Annotated in this window: 16 protein-coding genes and 1 pseudogene; 7 read left to right on the forward strand and 10 right to left on the reverse strand. The window is 70.9% G+C overall.

The features are described from left to right. The 3 genes and pseudogenes from Ae505Ps2_RS33495 to Ae505Ps2_RS16715 all read right to left on the reverse strand — a co-directional run. Positions 1-364: pseudogene (locus Ae505Ps2_RS33495) on the reverse strand (IS5/IS1182 family transposase); the annotation flags it as partial. A 639-nt stretch (positions 365-1003) separates the two neighbouring features. Then, on the reverse strand, positions 1004-2467 hold the full coding sequence (locus Ae505Ps2_RS16710; protein WP_075329776.1) for an FAD-dependent monooxygenase: 1464 nt from the start codon (positions 2465-2467) through the stop codon (positions 1004-1006). Beyond that, complete coding sequence (locus Ae505Ps2_RS16715; protein ID WP_075306993.1) at positions 2452-2919, reverse strand: MarR family transcriptional regulator; 468 nt, start codon at positions 2917-2919, stop codon at positions 2452-2454. The genes Ae505Ps2_RS16710 and Ae505Ps2_RS16715 overlap by 16 nt, the downstream gene beginning before the upstream one ends. A 288-nt stretch (positions 2920-3207) precedes the next feature. On the opposite strand from Ae505Ps2_RS16715, the gene Ae505Ps2_RS16720 reads away from it, so the two are divergent. Continuing rightward, positions 3208-4932: an excinuclease ABC subunit UvrA gene (locus Ae505Ps2_RS16720; RefSeq protein WP_349289828.1), complete on the forward strand. Its 1725-nt coding sequence runs from the start codon at positions 3208-3210 to the stop codon at positions 4930-4932. Continuing rightward, positions 4920-5468, forward strand: coding sequence for a hypothetical protein (locus tag Ae505Ps2_RS34270; RefSeq protein ID WP_337819513.1), 549 nt, complete (start codon positions 4920-4922; stop codon positions 5466-5468). The genes Ae505Ps2_RS16720 and Ae505Ps2_RS34270 overlap by 13 nt, the downstream gene beginning before the upstream one ends. 230 nt (positions 5469-5698) lie before the next feature. Here the strand turns inward: Ae505Ps2_RS34270 and Ae505Ps2_RS16725 are convergent, their stop codons facing one another. The 3 genes from Ae505Ps2_RS16725 to Ae505Ps2_RS16740 all read right to left on the reverse strand — a co-directional run bounded on the left by Ae505Ps2_RS16725 (position 5699) and on the right by Ae505Ps2_RS16740 (position 8648). Next, positions 5699-6415, reverse strand: coding sequence for a maleylpyruvate isomerase family mycothiol-dependent enzyme (locus Ae505Ps2_RS16725; RefSeq protein ID WP_075554253.1), 717 nt, complete (start codon positions 6413-6415; stop codon positions 5699-5701). Positions 6416-6583: 168 nt separating this feature from the next. Further along, positions 6584-7123: a pyridoxamine 5'-phosphate oxidase family protein gene (locus Ae505Ps2_RS16730; protein ID WP_075306991.1), complete on the reverse strand. Its 540-nt coding sequence runs from the start codon at positions 7121-7123 to the stop codon at positions 6584-6586. Positions 7124-7676: 553 nt separating this feature from the next. Continuing rightward, the gene (locus Ae505Ps2_RS16740) at positions 7677-8648 is read right to left on the reverse strand and encodes an NADP-dependent oxidoreductase (protein WP_249265285.1); all 972 of its coding nucleotides are present in this window, start codon (positions 8646-8648) and stop codon (positions 7677-7679) included. A gap of 99 nt (positions 8649-8747) precedes the next feature. Here Ae505Ps2_RS16740 and Ae505Ps2_RS16745 point away from each other — a divergent pair, with 99 nt between their 5' ends. Further along, positions 8748-9341, forward strand: a complete 594-nt coding sequence (locus tag Ae505Ps2_RS16745; RefSeq protein ID WP_075306986.1) for a TetR/AcrR family transcriptional regulator — start codon at positions 8748-8750, stop codon at positions 9339-9341. Between the two features lie 522 nt (positions 9342-9863). Here the strand turns inward: Ae505Ps2_RS16745 and Ae505Ps2_RS16750 are convergent. The 3 genes from Ae505Ps2_RS16750 to Ae505Ps2_RS16760 form a co-directional block, all read right to left on the reverse strand. Next, complete coding sequence (locus Ae505Ps2_RS16750; protein WP_139318753.1) at positions 9864-11258, reverse strand: FAD-dependent oxidoreductase; 1395 nt, start codon at positions 11256-11258, stop codon at positions 9864-9866. 246 nt (positions 11259-11504) lie between these two features. Beyond that, positions 11505-12197 (reverse strand): Ltp family lipoprotein, encoded by a 693-nt coding sequence (locus Ae505Ps2_RS16755; RefSeq protein WP_083695812.1) that lies wholly within the window; start codon positions 12195-12197, stop codon positions 11505-11507. A gap of 105 nt (positions 12198-12302) precedes the next feature. Next, positions 12303-12884, reverse strand: a complete 582-nt coding sequence (locus tag Ae505Ps2_RS16760) for an AAA family ATPase (protein ID WP_233147581.1) — start codon at positions 12882-12884, stop codon at positions 12303-12305. 187 nt (positions 12885-13071) lie between these two features. Here Ae505Ps2_RS16760 and Ae505Ps2_RS16765 point away from each other — a divergent pair, with 187 nt between their 5' ends. Beyond that, entirely contained in the window at positions 13072-13821 is a 750-nt protein-coding gene (locus Ae505Ps2_RS16765; RefSeq protein ID WP_075553759.1) for an alpha/beta hydrolase, read from the forward strand. A 39-nt stretch (positions 13822-13860) separates the two neighbouring features. Here the strand turns inward: Ae505Ps2_RS16765 and Ae505Ps2_RS16770 are convergent, their stop codons facing one another. Beyond that, on the reverse strand, positions 13861-14832 hold the full coding sequence (locus Ae505Ps2_RS16770; RefSeq protein WP_075306980.1) for a LysR family transcriptional regulator: 972 nt from the start codon (positions 14830-14832) through the stop codon (positions 13861-13863). Between the two features lie 87 nt (positions 14833-14919). On the opposite strand from Ae505Ps2_RS16770, the gene Ae505Ps2_RS16775 reads away from it, so the two are divergent. Genes Ae505Ps2_RS16775 through Ae505Ps2_RS16785 form a run of 3 tightly spaced genes read left to right on the forward strand, consistent with a single transcriptional unit; the run spans position 14920 to position 17841 of the window. Then, positions 14920-15798: an alpha/beta fold hydrolase gene (locus Ae505Ps2_RS16775; protein ID WP_249265286.1), complete on the forward strand. Its 879-nt coding sequence runs from the start codon at positions 14920-14922 to the stop codon at positions 15796-15798. Then, positions 15795-17165 (forward strand): MFS transporter, encoded by a 1371-nt coding sequence (locus tag Ae505Ps2_RS16780; RefSeq protein ID WP_075306978.1) that lies wholly within the window; start codon positions 15795-15797, stop codon positions 17163-17165. Before Ae505Ps2_RS16775 ends, Ae505Ps2_RS16780 begins: the two co-directional genes overlap by 4 nt. Next, entirely contained in the window at positions 17158-17841 is a 684-nt protein-coding gene (locus Ae505Ps2_RS16785) for a nitroreductase family protein (RefSeq protein WP_075306976.1), read from the forward strand. Before Ae505Ps2_RS16780 ends, Ae505Ps2_RS16785 begins: the two co-directional genes overlap by 8 nt. The last annotated feature ends 18 nt before the right edge of the window (positions 17842-17859 follow it).

The raw sequence follows: 17859 nt of genomic DNA on the forward strand, positions 1-17859 counted from the left end.
GGCCGAGCGCGCGGCACCGGTCGGTGGCGATCAGGGTGCCGTCGAGATTCACGTGGGTGTGCCCGGCTGTGCGGGCGGCGAGCAGGGCTCCGTGCAGGCCGGGTGCGGCCGCGGCGAGGACGTCGATGCCTTCGTGCAGGTAACGGTAGGCCGTTGCAGTGCTGATCGCGTTGTCACCGGCCGAACATCGGACCCGGGTAGCATCACAGAACCAGCGGATCACCAGCACTGCCTGGGCGAACGGGGTCAACGCCCGCCGCCGGGTGCCACGTCGACGGCGTTGAAGGACCAGGAGCCGCGCCAGATAGGCCACGGTGCGCTCCCCGATCGGGAGGACAGCGGTGTAGGTGACAGGATCAGACATGCAGGACCTCGGTGACGGTGTCGATCTGTGCTGGACCGAACCGATCTACCGGGGTCCTGCCCCGTTCCCGCTCATCTCACCACCCTCGGCGTGTCGCCACGACCTGCCACCCCGCTACTGAGAACACCTCAATATCCCTGCAGATGCACTGCTGATGCGCGAACTGACGCAGAAGCGTAATGACGTAGCTCACTGGGATATCGACCCCGTCGATGTCGGGAAGTCGCGTAATATGGCAGATCTAGTCAAGATCACGACCCAGCTTCGATCTCTGCTTGATCACGTGGGGCTGACGGTGTGCGAGTGGCTCGACGGGCTGACCAACTCCCGACCCATCCAAGCGGCGCAGGCCCCTCGTTCGTGAACGGACGACGAGCCCTCGCCGGGCGGCAGATCTCGGGGAGGGGGGTGCGCCATCTATCCGACCTCCCGGAGGACTACCACACGGCACGCCGGGCGCAGGTCTGGCAAGGTCGGCGGTGGCGGGCGAGCAGCTGCGCCCGACGTGCCGCGCGGTCTGGCGTTGCCAGATCGAGGAGATAGCGCTTCGGTCTAGGCGCGTGGAGGCGGAGCATTTCCGGAGCGAGACCGCCGGGCGCATCCGAAACTGGCTGACACGGGCCGTCAGGAAGCGGCAGCTCAGACGACATAAGACGATACGAGGCGACCAGGCATAAGCGACAGCTTCTGCCTTAACGCCGAGGTGCTCGGCGCGGGTGAGGGGTGAGCTGCGAGAACCCCATCCGGTCGGATGGTCACGGCTTGGCGATAGACGCGTTCCCAGCGTGGCAGGTCCTCAGAGGTGACGATGTCGGCGGGCACCTCCAACGTCGTGAACGTGGTGGGGTCGAAGAGGTCGAGGCTGCTGCGGCCGTCGCGGAGCCGGATGTGGGCGGCGCGGGTACCGGGCTCACCGGACGGGCTCGCCGGGTCCTCGACGCCGCCGGTCCCGTAGTGGAACCCGAGCACCAGGGTGGTGGCGTCGATTTGTTCCGGGGGTGGCGGAGCGCCAGGTGTCTTGCGGGAGCGGAGGAGTGCCTGGCTGACTGTTCGTCGTGCGACGGGGAGTCGTTCGGTCTCGTAGGAGGCTAGCCATGTGTCGTCCCCTCGGCAGGCGAAGGCGAGTCGCCATGCGAGCGCGTGCGCGTCCTGGACGCCGGTGTTGCCGCCGAATCCACCGTAGGGCGGCATGACGTGGGCGGCGTCGCCGACGAGGAAAGCGCGACCGGCGCGAAGCTGCGATGCAACGTAAGCGCCGGTCCGCCAGGTGGCGATGTCGTCGATGACCGGTTGCAGGTCAGGAATGCCGCTTGCGGCGCGGATCGTGTCGCGGACGTGCTGGTCGAGGTCGTCCGGGTCGGAGCCGGATACATGGGTGCCGAGTTGCCAGCTCCGGCCAGAGGCGTTGCCGCGGGCGAAGAGAAACGCGCAGGCCGATCGGGCGAACAGGGCCTCTGTGTGTCGGCCTCGGAGGGCTGGTTCGAGGTGTGCGTGAAAGAGTGCGCTCACGGCAGTGCCCGGGAGCGACTCGCCGCTCCAGCCGATGTTCAGGGCGGTCCGGGTCGGGCTGTGTGCACCGTCGGCGGCGATGAGGTAGCGGGCTCGTACGGCGTGGCCCTCGATCACGGCGTTGACGCCGTCGGCGTCCTGGCTCTGGATGTGCGCGGTGTGAGCGAAGCGGACGTCGGCGCCGAGTTCGTGGGCTCGGTCGCGGACGAGAGGTTCGATCCGCTGCTGGTCGCATGACCATGCCGGAGACGGGCTCAGATCGGCGGTGTCGTCCTCAGCCGGTGCGGGGATCCAGGTCTCGTGCTCCGCGGCGAGGGTGTCGGCGACGGTGAAGCCACCATTGGGCTCGCCGGCGGCCAGAACCTGGCCCTCGATACCGAGTGCACGGAAGATCTCCATCGTTCGCGCATTGACCAGCCGCGCCTTCGTGTGACGGGAGGTACCGGGGCGTCGCTCGACGAGGAGCACGTGTAAGCCGTGGAGGCCGAGTAGCGCTGCTGAGGCGAGCCCGGTCAGGCCGCCGCCGACTACCAGTACGTCGGTGGTCGGCGGTAGGGCACGGGGCTGGGGTGCGGATGTCATCGAGTTCGCCATGGGTTGCGCCGTCGTTCCCGTGGCTCTGTCGTCAGATCCTCCGCCATCGAGGTGGTCAGCTCCGCGAGACGGCCAGCGAAGTCGGTGATCTCGTCCTCGGTCCAACCCTGAAGGTGGCGGGCGAAGGCCGATGCAAGCTCGGAGCGGAACCGGTCGACCGTCGACTCGCCCTCCGACGTCAGAGCGATGCGGTACGAGCGGCCGTCCGTCTCGTCGCCGACTCGCTCGATCAGGCCCGCCGTCGCCAGCTCGCTAGCGGCCCGGCTGACCGACTGTGCCGGTACGTCCAACTCCTCAGTGACCTCGGACGGGCGGACTGGTCGTTGCGCGGCCAGGTTGAGCAGCCCCAGGTGGACTGGGCCCCAGGTGGATCGGGCCGCGGCCCTGCGCTGGATCTGTGCGGCGCGATCCAGGGATCGGATGATGCTCCAAATCGATTTACTTACTTCCATGAAGGAACTATACCGTCGAGGTCGTGCGACGAGTCAAGTCGCACGAGGAGCGGGCGGGTCGGCGGTGGCCGTTGCGGTGAAAATCGGGCTATGGCCCGGGGCAGCTCTGTGCTCGCTAGTGGTCATCGTCCAGCGTCGCCGGAGAATTCGATCTTGGGTCTGCGGATTCAGCGGTATCGCTGTTGCCCGCCCGTGCCGGAAACTCCGAGTGCGATTGGCCGACTCTTGATCGGGCTCTGGTCATAATCGCGGACATGAGCTGACCGCTATTCTCACTACGGTGATCCCATGATCGATTCGTACGTCCATGTCGACGGCGCCCGCGAGAACAACCTGAAGAACGTCTCTGTGGACATCCCGAAGCACAAGATCGTCGTGTTCACCGGTGTCTCGGGATCGGGCAAGACGTCGCTTGTGTTCGACACGATCGCTGCGGAATCGCAGCGACAGCTCAACGAGACCTTCACGGCATTTCAGCGCAACCGGCTGCCACGGTACGGCCAGCCGGACATGGACTCCATCGAGAACCTGTCGGTAGCGATCATCGTCGATCAGAAGCGCATCGGCGGGAACTCCCGATCCACGGTCGGCACGATCACCGACCTCTACGCGCTGTTGCGGCTCCTCTTCTCCCGCGTCGGCCGCCCCAACGTCGGGTACTCGAACGCGTTCTCCTTCAACGATCCGCAGGGCATGTGCCCGGACTGCGACGGCCTGGGCCGGCGCAGCGAAGTCGACATCGACAAGCTGATCGACCGCGGGAAGTCGCTCAACGACGGCCCGATCCGCCATCCCGCCTTCAACCCGGGCGGCTGGTTCTGGAAGCTGTACGCGAACTCCGGGCTGTTCGACAACGACAAGAAGCTCTCGGACTACAGCGAACAGGAGTGGATGCAGCTCCTCTACGGCGCCGACGCGTCGATCAAGCTGGGTTGGAAGGGCGGGGAGATCAACTCGAAGTACGAGGGCATCATCCCCAAGATGGAGCGGCTCTACCTGCGCAAAGAGCCGGACGAGATGAGCGCCAAGAACCGCAGGGCGCTCAAGCAAGTCGTGAATGTGACGACCTGCTCCTCCTGCCAAGGGCTGCGACTCAATGCGCAGGCGCTGGCGTGCAAGGTCAACGGGCGCAATATCGCCGAGTACGCGGCGATGGAGATCAACGACCTCGTCGACGAGGTCAAACAGATGGGTGGTGCCACGGCCGCGACCGTCGCGCAGAGCCTCGTGGACGGGCTCGGGCACCTGCAGATGCTCGGGCTCGGCTACTTGAGCCTCAACCGGGAAACCTCGACGTTGTCGGGCGGTGAGTCACAGCGGATCAAGATGGTGCGCCATCTCGGGAGCGCGCTTGTCGAGGTCCTCTACATCTTCGACGAGCCCACGATCGGCCTGCATCCCCACGACGTCGTCCGCCTCACCGACCTGATGCGCCGGCTCCGCGACAAGGGCAGCACCGTGCTGGTCGTCGAGCACGACCGCGATGTCATCGAGATCGCCGACCACGTCGTGGATGTCGGCCCGCGGGCGGGAAAGGCCGGGGGCGAGATCGTCTTCACCGGATCTGTGGAGGAACTCCACGGCGCCGACACCCTCACCGGGCAGTTCCTGCGCCGCCCGATGCCCCTGAAGGTCGAGGTACGCACGCCGACCGGGCAGCTCCGCATCACCGACGCCGCCGTGCACAACCTCGCGAACGTGACCGTCGACGTGCCCGCGGGAGTGCTCACTGTCGTCACCGGAGTGGCGGGTTCCGGTAAGAGCAGCCTCATCCGCAACTGCTTCCGGGCACAGCACCCGTCGACGGTCATGATCGATCAGTCGGCGGTCAGCACCAGTCGTCGCTCCAACCCGGCCACCTACTCGGGCGCCATGGACGAGATCCGTCGTGCGTTCGCTCATGCCAACAGGGGGCGAGCGCGTCGCAGTTCAGCTTCAACTCCGCGGGTGCCTGCCCGGAGTGCCAGGGCCTCGGCGTCATCTACACCGACCTCGCCTTCATGGACGCGATGATCACGACGTGCGAGGTCTGCGCAGGCAGGCGGTTCACCCCGGAGGTGCTGGAGTACACCCTGCGTGGACTGAACATCAGCGAGGTGCTCGACCTCAGCGTCGACGAGGCCATGGAGTTCTTCACCGAGCACGCGATCACCGACACGCTCGCCCCGATGATCGACGTCGGCCTGGGCTACCTGCAGCTCGGGCAGCCGCTCAACACCCTCTCGGGCGGCGAGTGCCAACGCATCAAGCTCGCCACCGAGCTGGGCCGCAAGGGCGGCATCTACGTGATGGACGAGCCAACAACCGGCCTGCACTTGTCCGACATCGACGGTCTACTACGGATCATCGACAGCCTCGTCGACGCCGGCAATTCCGTGATCGTCATCGAGCACAACCTCGATGTGGTCAAGAACGCCGACTGGATCATCGACCTCGGCCCGGGCGGCGGGAGCGCGGGCGGCAGGATCATGTTCGAGGGCAGCCCGCAGAGCATGGTGACCGCGACGGACTCGGTGACCGCGGCATGTCTGCGCGAGTCTCTGCGGTAACCCGCTCGACCCCCGAGACCTCGGTGGGCCAGGCGCTCGGCGTGAGGTTGCCGGCAGACCCTCCGAGGCCGCGCACGCTGGGGTCCGGGGGCGGCACATCCGACCCTGGCAGCACCGGACCGGTGCGGGGTGCGCGTCCGGCCCGCCGGCAGGACGGCGAGCACAGCGACGACGTCTAGACCAGGAGCCCAATCGTGTCGATCCACGTGGCATCCGGGTGCGGCCGGTGCTCAGCCTCCATCTGGGCGCCGGCCGGACGTGATCGTGCCCAGTGTCCGAGACTCCAGTACATCTGCCCCGGGACCGTCGAGACGCTCGAGTAGCGCGGCGCGGCCACAGAGAACGGCGAGCAGGTCGATCCCGGACCCGTTCACTGTTGCGCCTTGTCCCCAGGTGAAGCCGAGATCAGAAGCGTGAAGACGTAGGCCGCTCAGCCGACCACGGGGAACGAAAGCTCTGGCTCGGCTGCTCGTTGCGAACTCCAGGCTGGCCCGGACCGCGTCGGGCGGGGCGCTCCAGGAGAGCCTCAGGGGGACCGCGATGTCGACGGTGTGCACCAGCACGTCGGTCAACGGACCGCGCGGCCCGACTCCGGCGACGGCGAAACGGCTGTCCGCGTTCGCCCGCAGGTTCGCGACCAGATCCGGGAACGGCCGGGTGGCCTCGGCTCGCGAGAGCCTGTCCATGGCCCGGTCGTAGCTGCCCCTCGCACGAACGACTGCGGCGAACAGCCGCGCCTTCGGGGGATCCGACGCCAGCACGAGATGTCCGACGACGTCGCGCACCGACCAGCCGGCACACAAGCTGGGGGTGGCGAGCTGGTCGGAGTCCAGGCCTGCGACCAGGTCGGCGAGACCCAGCCGAGCTCGGCGGATCGCGGCGAACACCTCGTCGTCTGCAGCGTTGGGCTTGCCGTCGGGCTGCTCGCTCGACGTCGACTCGGGCATGGGTTCAGTCCTTCTGTGGCGTTGGTGGCGCAGTATGTGATGAGTCGTGGCACACCGACAGTGGGGGAGCGGGATGAGGTCGGCCTGGTAGTAGCCGAGTTGCTCGGCCACCCGCTTCACCACGCCGTGATCGTGGCCGAGCTCGGCGCGCAGGCCCGCGAACTCGCATCAGATCGGCGGATCTCGATCGAGCAAGCCGACAGGATCGCCGCTGTAGGCGACCATCCAGTGCGGATCGATGCGGAACCACACGTTCTCGTCCCAGAACGGTTTGGCGGGGTCGTCGTCGTAGTGGTCGACGAGGTAGTCGCGGACGGTGGGCCAGGTCGGGTCGCTGCTCGTTCCTTCGGGGTTCAGCGGCACAGCGTTTCCGTGGGTGAAGATGCCGACCTGCTCGCCGCGCATGAAGGTCGCGCTGATGGCGGGCCGCGCCGCGAGGTGACGGGCTTTGGCGGCTCGGCGGTGGGTGCCGATGATCCAGCGGCCGTGCAGGAGGTGTCCGTCGGCGCCGCTGATGCGTGGCTCGCCGCGCTGGGTGACCGTGGCGATGGCCAGTGTGCACATGCCTCGGCAGATCTGGACGACCTGCTCGGCGTCCAAGGTGCTCTCGCCTGGCCGCACGATCGACTTCAGATGGTCGCTGGAGGCGGCCCACGACGTGTCGAGCAGGGTCTGGAGGTCGCGGAGCTCGTTCCGGGTTTCGAACACCCGGCTAGCTCATCAGCTCCCACCGACATCGTCGGCTCAGCGCGGAGTCGGGCTCGGTCGTCGCGATGGGTCCGGTCCGATGCCTACCGTCGCAGAGCGCCGCATACCCGGGCGGACCATGTCGGGTGGACGGGCAGGCCTGCGCCGGCCTGACGGCCGACGTCGCGAACCTCTCGATCGCCGGCCGCACCAGGGCGACCTCCTTCGGCTGCGCGAGGTCGTCCTGGTCACCCCGGAGACGTCGGTGATGGACGACCAGGTCGCCGTGATGCCGGAGATCCCGGGCCACGGCGCGAACGCTTCTCCCGCTACCTCAAACTGGCTGAACGACACCGCGGCATCCTGAACGGGCGCTGCCCGGAGGATGCTTCGGCGGTCACACAGTCGCGCGGGTGAGGTCCGCCCGCACCGTACTGCTGCGGTGTCGTCGCCCGTGACGACCTCACCTCGCTCACGGTCCGCGCAGGCCCTGCCCGGGCCGGAGACGGCGTTGCTGACCTCCGCCTGGGACCGGGGCGTCCCGCAGCTCCGTCCCATGGCCTGCCACACGCCGTCAGGCAGATGGCCGAGGGTGTCCAGGCTCGAGTACGACCTTGCCGTGCGGGTTGCCCAGCAGGCTCAGCGCCACGGCGTCGCGCCATTCGGCGAGCGGGTAGGACCGGGCGATGGGGAGGTGGAACTCGCCTCGCGCGGCGAGCGCCGCGTACGTCGGGAGCAGTTCTGCGAGAGGGGTCAGACCCGGTCGGAACTCGTCGATGTTGACCCGCGCTCCGAGCTCTCGTGCCTCGTCGTGATTGCTGATCGTCATCACGCGGCGCGGATCGTTCCCGGCCAGTTCGATGAGGTCGCGCAGCGTTCCGGGGGCGGGGCGAGCGGTGTCGATCACCACGTCGACGTCGGCTCCGTCGGTGAGCGCGCGCACGCGCTCAGGCATCCCGTCCCCGTAGGAGGTGACGCGCGCACCGAAGCCTTCCAGGTCCGCGGTGAAGGTGGGGCCGGCTGTCGCGATCACGCGTGCGCCGCGGCGCAGCGCGATCTGCACGGCGGCGTACCCGACCATGCCGCCGGCACCGTGGACGAGCAGCGTCGCACCGGGCTGGACGTCGGTGAGCTCGAGCGTCCAGGCCGCTGTCTGCACGGCCATCGGCAGGACTGCCGCCTGCAGCGGATCGAGCCCTTCCGGCACCGGGGACCAGCTGTTGATGATGCTGTACTCAGCCGCGCCGGCGCTGGGCTGCGCCGTGAAGTCGGCCGTGCCGAACACGACATCACCGGGGCGGACCAGCGCAGACTCGTGGTCGACGATGTCGGGGCCGACCGCGTCGACGACACCGGCGACGTCGAACCCGATGCCGCGCGGCAGCCGGCCGGGCATGAACCCGCGGCAGAGTTCCCAGTCCGCGGGGTTGAGCCCCGCGGCGAGGACGCGCACCCGCACCCTGCCGCTCGGCGGGTCAGCGACCTCGACGCGCTCCTCTCGCAGCACGTCGAAGGGCTCCCCGGTCTTGTGGAAACGGATGGCCAAGGCTGAGACAGGGGACATGGCCCGATCCTCTCGTCGGTTTGTGTCAGTCACTGACGCTACCACGAAGTGTCAGTGACTGACATTCGCTAGCATGGTGCGATGCCGAGGAGCGGCGCTCAAGCGCGGGCGAGGTTGCAGGAGGCAGCCCTTGATCTCTACGCGGAGAGGGGATACGAAGCCACGACGACCGCGGAGATCGCTGCGCGCGCGGGAGTGACCGAGCGGACCTACTTCCGCCACTTCGCGGACAAGCGCGAGGTGCTGTTCGACGGCGAGACGGAGCTGCGCGACATCATGGCCGGCGCCATCAGGTCGGCCCCGGGCACGCCGTCACCACTGGATCTGGTTCTGGAGGCGTACCGCGCAGCGATCCCCCTGTTCGTCACGGGTCGCCCGGTTGCCGAGCGGAGGGCGCGCGTCATCGCGACGTCGGCGGCGCTGCAGGAACGAGCGCACGCCAAGTCCGCAGCGCTCACGTCAGCCGTGTGCGTCGCCCTGACGGACCGTCAGATCCCCGAAGCGACAGCGCTCCTGGCGTCACGAGTGGGCGCCGCGGTCTTCGGGTACGCCGCACTCGCCTGGGAAGGCGCCCCAGAGCTCGATCTCTCGGCGCTTCTCGAGCATGCCGCGGAGGAACTGTCGTGCCTCGTCGGCGCACTCAAGCCGGCATCCGCCCCACCTGCTCCGCCGTGACTCCCTCCGCGTCGCCGGGAACCACGAGAGGTGGCCCTGCGCGCCGGAGTGAGCCGGCGGTGATCAACGAACGGCCCCCGGACATCCCGCCCGATGAAGGTCCGGGGGATCCTGATCGGCGTTCCGGGTGGGCATCAGATGGGCGAATCCCACCGCGTTGGTGCTCATCCGAAGCGCGTCGTCCCATCGATGGACGCGCTGTTTCGGGTCGAGGGAGGCGCAGAGTCGGATGCGGAGCCAGTGTCCGGTGAGGCGTCGGAGTGGTCAGTCTCATTGGGACGGGGACGTGCCGAGGACGGGTGTCGTCTGGGCGAAAGCGATCCGCCACCCGTCGCCATGCTTGACCATCAGGTACGTCAGTGCGCCCGAACTCGCTGGCGCCGAGCATCAGAACGTCGGGGTCTTCTATCGGGTTCGTGTGGTCGGTGGTGAAAGGCGGCCCGAGTTGAACGGCGCCACTACCGAGCAGCGCTGACACATGCTACGAGGCGGCCCGTGGCGGCGGCCCCGGTGCAGGGGGGCTCAGCCGACCGGCCTCCCGCGCCCGCCCCGCAGCACCCGAGCCACCGTGCCGGGGCGGGCGAGCACGCTGGGGTGCTCGTGCATCATCGTGACCGCGGACAGGCGCCGGTTCAGCTCAGGATCGGTGAACGACGCGGCCTGCAGTCGTCGTCCGAACCAGGACGCGACCGGGTACCCGCGCGGGTAGGGACCGTCGACGTGCGGCAGCCGCAGGTCGGCCAGGGTCGAGATGCTCCAGGCGGCGTCGACGACGACCTGCACGTCGTCGAGGTAGCCACGGGCGGGCTCCGCCAATGACGGAGCGGAGCGGAGATAGGCCGACAGGCAGGAGGCGTGCAGCGCGGCGGAGGTCATGCCCTGCCCGTAGACGGGGTTGAACGAGGCGATCGCGTCACCGATGGGGATGATGCCGGCGGGCAGCTGTCGAAGAGATGCGGTGTCGCGGCGACGACTGTCGGCCTGGTGGTAGGTGACGACGTCGCCGATCATCCGGGCGCCGGTGGCGATGTCGCCGAAGGCCGCCGGGAAATCCCGGCTGCAGCGCTCGCGGAAGTCTGCGGGGTCGCGAGTGGGCCGGTCGTCGCCGTAGCCGGCGACCAGGACGATCCACCGGTCGTTCTCGACCGCCTGGATCCCGGCCTGACGGGCGACCCGGCCGTCGTCGGCGTCGGAGGTCGCGATCACGACGCCGGCATCGCTGATCGCAGGGTCACGCTCGAACAGGGCGCTGGCGTAGTTCAGCCTGATCGGCATCCGCTGCCAGGTCGGACGCGGATGACCACCCTGGCCCAGCCACTCGGCGAGCCTGCTCGACCGGCCGGTGGCGTCGACGACCAGATCCGCGGGCTCGGTCACGACCTCGTCCCCGACCCGCACCCGGGCCCCGGACACCCGCGCGCCGTCGAACACCAGCCCCTCGGCACGACCTGCGACCACACGGATCCCGGGGACGGCGGTGGTGGCCCGCCGGACCAGGTTCTCGAGGAAGGGGCGGGTCGTCACCAGGGTCGGCTCGTCCTGCGGCGTGGCGGGGAGCGGGCGGAGGCGGCCGTTGACCCAGAGCTCCACCGTGGCGGGGTCGGGCGGCACTGCGCCCTCGCGGATCGCGGTCGCGGTGATGCCGGGGAACCAGCGTTCGAGCTGGACCTGCCCGGCGGGCAGCAGCGCGTGCACCTGCCCGCCCTGCGGGACGCCGGGCCGGGGCTCCGGGCCGGTCGGGTCACCGTCGGGGTCGACGAGCAGGACCTCCTCGGCGTGGTCGGCGAGCACGCGCGCAGCGAGCATCCCGGCGATGCTCGCCCCGAGCACCACGGCGCGGCCCATGACGGTCCGTGGTCCCCGTGGTGGGTCTGCGGTGGCGATCTCGGCGAACACGCGGGCCGGGGGGCGGGGCACGGACGGCCTCCAGGGGATCGGTGGGTCCGGTCTGAGGACCGAGCCTACGTCGCCCCGTCCGTTCCCCGGTGTGACGACGGGGCGGGGTCGGTTCCCCCGGTGTCACAGATCGATGTGCAGGAGCGGGCAGCCCGAACGGCACGGACGGGAACGACACCGGAGAGGGTGTTCGAGAAGGTCCATCGTGGATGTCGTCCATCGCCCGTCCCCGTGCGTCCGAGGACGAGGACTGCTCGACGTCGAAGGTCAGAGCCCGACCGCGTCCGCGCCGTGCTTGGCCTGCGCAGCGGTGAAGCCCTCGAACTTCAGCTGGTCGATCAGACCCTGCCGGGAGAACGAGCTGAACTCCATGTAGCTCTTCGCGGACCGTGCCGCCTGCTCGTCCCAGTCGACGGTCACGTGGTCGACGGCATACGTCGCGTCGGCGCTGGAGAAGTGCTCGAACTCGAGCTGCTTGATGAGACCCGTCCGCGAGAACGAGCTGAAGTCGAGGTAGCCCTCGGCCGACTCGACGGCGTTCTGTCGGCTCACCGACAGCGCGGGCACGGCCGGGGCGGCGTAGGTCTCGGGAGCGGACGCCGCGCTGCTCGGTGCCGGGGCGATCACCGCCGGCGGCGCGGCGGCCACGGTGGACGGCACGACGACGGGTGCGGTGGACGGGGCCGCAGCGATGGGGGACGCCGCGTCTCCGTCGCCCGAGCCTACGGCAGCTGCGGCGGCGACGATCACCACGGCGAGCCCGCCGACGACGAACGGCCACTTCCGTCGTCGAGCCGGAGCCGGAGCCGGGTGAAGGGGCGGTTGCTGCGCCCAGGGTGCGGTCGGGAGGTTCCGCTGCTGCGGGATCCGGCCCGGCGGCGGGTACTGGCCGGGCGGCACGCCGTGGCCGGCCGGGGTGGTGCTCCAGGAGGGGCCCTGTGGGGTCTGCGGGGTCGTCATGGCCCCTATGTCGCGCGAGACGACCGAGTGTTGCCGGGTGCGGCGGCGGATCCCCAGAATTGGGGAAGGGGTGTCGTGAAGCCGGTGGCTTCCCTGGTGCCCCTGTCAGGAGAGCCCGGTCCCGCGCAGTGAGTGCTGGAGCGGCCCGGCGACCCAGTCGTCGACCTCGCGCGGTGACCGCAGCCGTACCACCGTCAGCGCCGGGTGCTCCCGGGCGACCGCGGGTACCAGCTCCCGGTACTTGTGCCGGGTCGCGACGGCCCAGCGCACGATGTTCTCCCGGTCGACGAGCAGCCGGCGCAGCGGAGGCTCGACGTTGCCGTTCCACAGCACCTCACGGCGGCGGCTGCGCCGCCACGTCCGCCGCAGCACACGGGGGAACGTGACGGTCCAGAACGGCAGGTCGAGCCAGACGAGCAGGTCCGCGCGGGCCGCCAGGCGCGGGCGCGCCGTGCCGTACTGCCACTCGGTGACCCACGTGTCGGCGGCGGTGAACCGGTCGACGTCGTCGAGGAAGGACGGGCGCGGCGTCCAGCCGGGGCCGTGGAACAGCGCGTCGATGTCGGTGTGCGGACCGCCCGTCACCGTGGCGAGGCGGGCGGCGAGCGTCGTCTTCCCGGATCCGGAGACCCCTGCGACGAGGATGCGGCGCGGCCGGGTGGGCAACGGGTCGTCCCAGCGCAGCACCCCTACACCGTACGGCCGGAATGCGACGGGAAATCCGTGCGACGAGGGCGCGGATCGCGGCTAGCGTGCGACCGACCGTGCACCGACCCGAGGAGGTGAGTCCCGTGACCGCGGTACCGACACGGGCGCTCCCACCCGGACGGCAGGCCGTCCCGGAGCGCCGCGAGCACTCCCGGAAGGCACGACCATGCATGTCATCAGCACCGAGCACCTCGACGACCACCTGACCGAACACCGGTTCACCCTCGACGGTGTCCCCGGCGTTCTCTGGTCACCCCGCACGACCGGCGGCCCGACCCCGCTGGTCCTGCTGGGCCACCCCGGCGACCTGGCACGCATGCACCCGAGGCTGCTCGGGCGGGCCCGCTCCTGCGTCGCCGACGGGTACACCGCCGCGACCCTGGAGCTGCCCGGTGCCGGCGGACGACCCCGCCTGCCCGCCGTCGACGCCGCCCGCGCCGAGCTGCGCCGGGCGGTCCGGGCGGGCGAACCCGTTCCCGACGCCGTCGTCGAACGGCTGGTCACACCGCTGGTCGAGGCGTCGGTCCCGGAGTGGCGGACGCTGCTCGACGCGCTGCCCGGGCACGACCCGGTCGCCTGGTCGGGCGGGATCACCGCGATCGGTGTCCGGATGGCGCTGGAGCCGCGGATCGCGGCGGCGCTGCTGTTCGCCGGTAGCCGGCTGCCGCGCGCGACCCTGGACGAGGCCCGGCGGGTCACCGTCCCGCTGCTGATGCTGCTGCAGTGGGACGACGAGGGCAACGACCGCCGGCAGGCTCTCGACCTGTTCGACGCGCTCGGCAGTGACGCGCTCGGCAGGACTGAGAAGACGTTGCACGCCAACACCGGCGGGCACACCGGCGTTCCCGCGTTCGAGGGTGGCGCCGCGGCCCGGTTCCTCGCCCGGCACCTGCGGTGCCGGGGCCGGTCCGGATGACCCGGTGCCCGTGGCCGGCCGAATCGGACGAGGCCGTCGTCAGAGGGCCCCGACGCCGGGGTGGTGGGAGAGGATCCGGTCCAGCCGCGACCCGACCTCGTCGCAGTTGAGCCGCACGACGTCCAGGAAGGCCGCGAGGACGGGCGAGTCGTCCGACGCCCGGAACGACAGCTGCAGGTCGGGAAGGCGGACGGCCGGTGTGACGTCGCAGAACCGGACGTCGTCGCGGGCCAGCAGCCGCATCCGCGACGGCCCCAGCCCCACACCGACGCCGCACGCGGCGAGGCCGACGATCGTGTGGATGTCACGGGCGGTCGCGGCGCCGTCCAGTGCCGTCGGTGCGTCCGCGAAGACGGTCTTCGGTGCGTCCGCGAAGACGGTCTGCAGCCAGGCCCCGACCCCCGGCTCGTCGGCTCTGCCGGACACGACGAGCCGCTCGCCGGCGAGCTGTTCGATGGTGACCGACCTCGTCCCCGCGAAGGGGTGCGTCACGGCGACGGCGGCGACGAGGTCGTCGGTGCCGATGGGCACCGTGACGAGCTCCTCGGCCCCCGGGCCCCGGGGTGCCCCGCGGCCGACGGCGACGTCGAGCTCGCCCGCGAGCAGACCCGCGACGCCCGCCGGGGTTCCCGTCTCGAGTGCCTCGAGCCGGAAGTCCGGCCGGGCGCGCTGGAACCTGCCGAGCACCCCGGGCAGCGGTGCGAGCAGCGCCGAGCCGATGAAACCCAGCCGGAGCCGCCCGGTCTCCCCGCGTGCGGCTCGTCCGGCGTCCACGACGGCTCCGCCCATCTCGTCGAGCGCGCTCCGGGCGCGCGCGAGGAACGCCGTGCCGGCCGCGGTCGGGAACACCCCCTTCGGCGTGCGGTCGAACAGCCGCTCGCCGACCTCGCGTTCGAGGGCGGCGATCTGGGAGGACAGCGGCGGCTGTGCGATCCCCAGCGACGCGGCCGCCCGGCCGAAGTGCCGGTGCTCGGCGAGCGCCTGCGCGTACCGCAGATGACGTGCTTCCACCCGCGCCACGATAGCTCGGAGGTATCGTGCTGCCGTACGTGAGATATGAAGGTGGATGACACCGGCCGGTGCCGGTGTGGTGGGGGCGTGTCCGCAGAACCGAAGACCTCCCTGAACCATCCCGCCACCGGCACCTCCGTCGTGCTCCTGCACGGTGCCTGGCACTCCTCGCTGCACTGGGGCCCGGTGCGGACGGTGCTGGCCCGGCACGGGCTGACGAGCCACGCCCTCGAGATGCCGGGGCACGGCCTCGACGCCCCGTACCCGTCGGGCTACCTCCTCCCGGGGCAGCCGGGGCTCACGACGGAGCGTTCCGGGCTGGCCGACCTCACCCCCGACGTCGTCGTGAAGGACCTGCTGGGGCAGCTCGCGGACATCCGGCGGCGCACCGCCCGGCTGGTGCTGGTCGCCCACAGTGCCGGTGGCGGGCCCGCGTCCGCCGTCCTCGAACAGGAGCCGGGCCTCGTCGACCACGTCGTGTACCTGTCGGCGTTCGTCCCCGCGGGCCGTCCCCGGTTCACCGACTACATCGGCGCGCCGGAGAACGCCCACGCCACGCACGCACCCCGGATCGGTGACCCGGACCGGATCGGCGCGATGCGGATCAATCCCCTGTCCCACGACCCCGCCGAGGTCGAGGCGATCCGCACCTCGTTCCTGCACGACTGGCCGGCCGGGCGGCCCGCCTGGCGGTCGCTGCTGCAGCCCGACGAGACGACGGCGATCCTCTCCGACCCGTTCGCCGTCACCGCCGGCCGGTGGGGCACCGTGCCCCGCAGCTACGTCCGGCTCACCGACGACCGCGCCCTCCCCGTGGCGGCCCAGGACCTGATGATCGCCGAGGCCGACCGGGCCGCTCCCGGCCGCGGGTTCGAGGTGCACTCGTTGCCCGGCGGCCACTCGCCCTTCCTGACCCGTCCCGACGAGCTCGGCGGGCTGCTCGCCGACCTCGCCACCCGGCGATGAGGCGCCTCGCGCTGCCCGTCCTGCTCTCGGGCACGTTCGTGCAGCTCATGAGCGTCACGGTGATGCAGATCGTCGTGCCCGACGTCCGCGCTGACCTGGCTGCGGGCGCGGGCGCCGGTCAGCTGGTCGTCGCCGGCTACACCCTGACCTTCGCCTGCACCCTGATCACCGCCGCGCGCCTGGGCGACCGCTGGGGGCACCGTCGCCTGTTCGTCGTCGGGACCGCGATCTTCACCGCGGCCGCCGCCACCGGCGCGCTCGCCCCCGACGCCGACGTCCTCGTCGTCGCACGGCTGGTGCAGGGCATCGGCAGCGGGTTGGTCGCGCCGCAGGTCCTGTCGATCATCCAGCGGTCGGTGGACCCCGGGCGGCGGGCCCGGGCGCTGTCCTGGTTCGGCGCGACGATGGCCGTCGCCTCGTTGGCCGGCCCGGTGCTCGGTGGGGTGCTGCTCGAGCTCGACCCGCTCGGCGCCGGATGGCGTGCGGCCCTGGCCGTGACCGTCCCGGTGGGGGTGGCCGCGCTGGTCCTGTGGCCCGTGCTCCCGCGGACCGGGGGAGGGGTCGCCGACCGGGTCCCGCTCGACGTCGCCGGGGCCCTGCTCAGCGTGACGGGTCTGTCCGCCGTCGTGCTCCCCCTGGCGCTCGGCGGGGAACAGGGGTGGCCGATGTGGACCCGGGTGTCGTTCGCGGCGGCGGTGGTCCTGCTGTCGGCCCTGGTCGTCCAGCAGCGTCGCGCCGCGTATCCGCTGGTCCAGCCGGCAGCGCTGGGCACCGCCACCGCCCGCCTCGGCATCGGGGTCGTGCTGGTGTTCAACGCGGGGGTGCCGTCCTTCGTCCTGCTGCTGTCGCTGCACCTGCAGGGGCCCGTCGGGTTCGGTCCGCTGCGCACGGCCGGGACGATCGCGACCTACGCCGTCGGGGCGCTCGCCGGGAGCGCGCTCGCCGAGCCGCTCGCGCGGCGGCGGGACGTGTCGATGCTCGCCGGCGCATCGCTCGTGCTCGCCGCGGTGTGCGGTGCGACCGTCGTCGTGGTCGACCACCCCGGCCCCGCGCTCTGGACCGTGCTGGCCCTGGGCGGGATCGCGTTCGGCGCGTTCACCGCCTCGGCCTTCACCCTCGTCCTGGCCGAGGTGCCGGCCGGAGCGGTGGGCACGGTGTCCGGGCTGCTGCCCACGGCGCAGCAGCTGGGCGGGACGATCGGGGTGGCGCTCTGCGGCGCTGCCTACACCGCCGGTGCCGTGCCGTCGTTCGGGCGTGCCGGCGCCTACCAGGTCACGGTGTTCCTGCTCGCCGCGGCCGTCGCCGTGGCCCTCACCCGCGCGACCCGTTCGCGCACCGCCCCCGAGTTGGAGGCCCGTCATGGATGAGGACACGGCCGGTACGACGGCGGCCGACCACCAGGTCCTGGACCTGTCGGCCGAGGAGCTGCTCACCACGACGCGGTCGGTGCGGCGGCGGCTGGATCTGGACAGGCCGGTCGATCCCGCCCTGCTGCGGCGCTGCATCGAGATCGCCACCCAGGCGCCCACCGGTCGGCACGAGCAGGGCTGGCACTTCGTGGTCGTCACCGACCCGTCGGTGCGCACCCGGCTCGCCGACCTCTGGCGTGCGGGCATCGGCCGCGGTGACAGCCCGATGTCGACCGAGGAGCTGCGCCGCGCCCACGTCCGCCCGGGTGCGATGGAGAAGGTGTGGGACGGGCTCGGCCACCTGTCCCAGAACCTGGACCGGGTCCCGGCACTGGTGATCCCCTGCATCGAAGGCCGTACCGACGGCCTCGGGGCGGACCGGCAGGCATCCCGGTGGGGGTCGCTGTTCCCCGCGGTGTGGAGCTTCATGCTGGCCGCACGTCTGCACGGGCTCGGCACCGTCCTGACCACCGGCACCATGGCCGTCGAGCGCGACGCGGCCGCCCTGCTCGGCATCCCCTACGAGTCGGTGATGCAGGCGGCGTTGATCCCGGTCGCGTACACCGTCGGCACGGAGTTCCGCCCGGCGACGCGCATCCCGGTGGACGAGGTCGTGCACTGGGACCGGTGGTAGAGCGGGTCCCGCGCTGCG

The sequence above is a fragment of the Pseudonocardia sp. Ae505_Ps2 genome (assembly GCF_001932425.1).
Taxonomy (GTDB): domain Bacteria; phylum Actinomycetota; class Actinomycetes; order Mycobacteriales; family Pseudonocardiaceae; genus Pseudonocardia.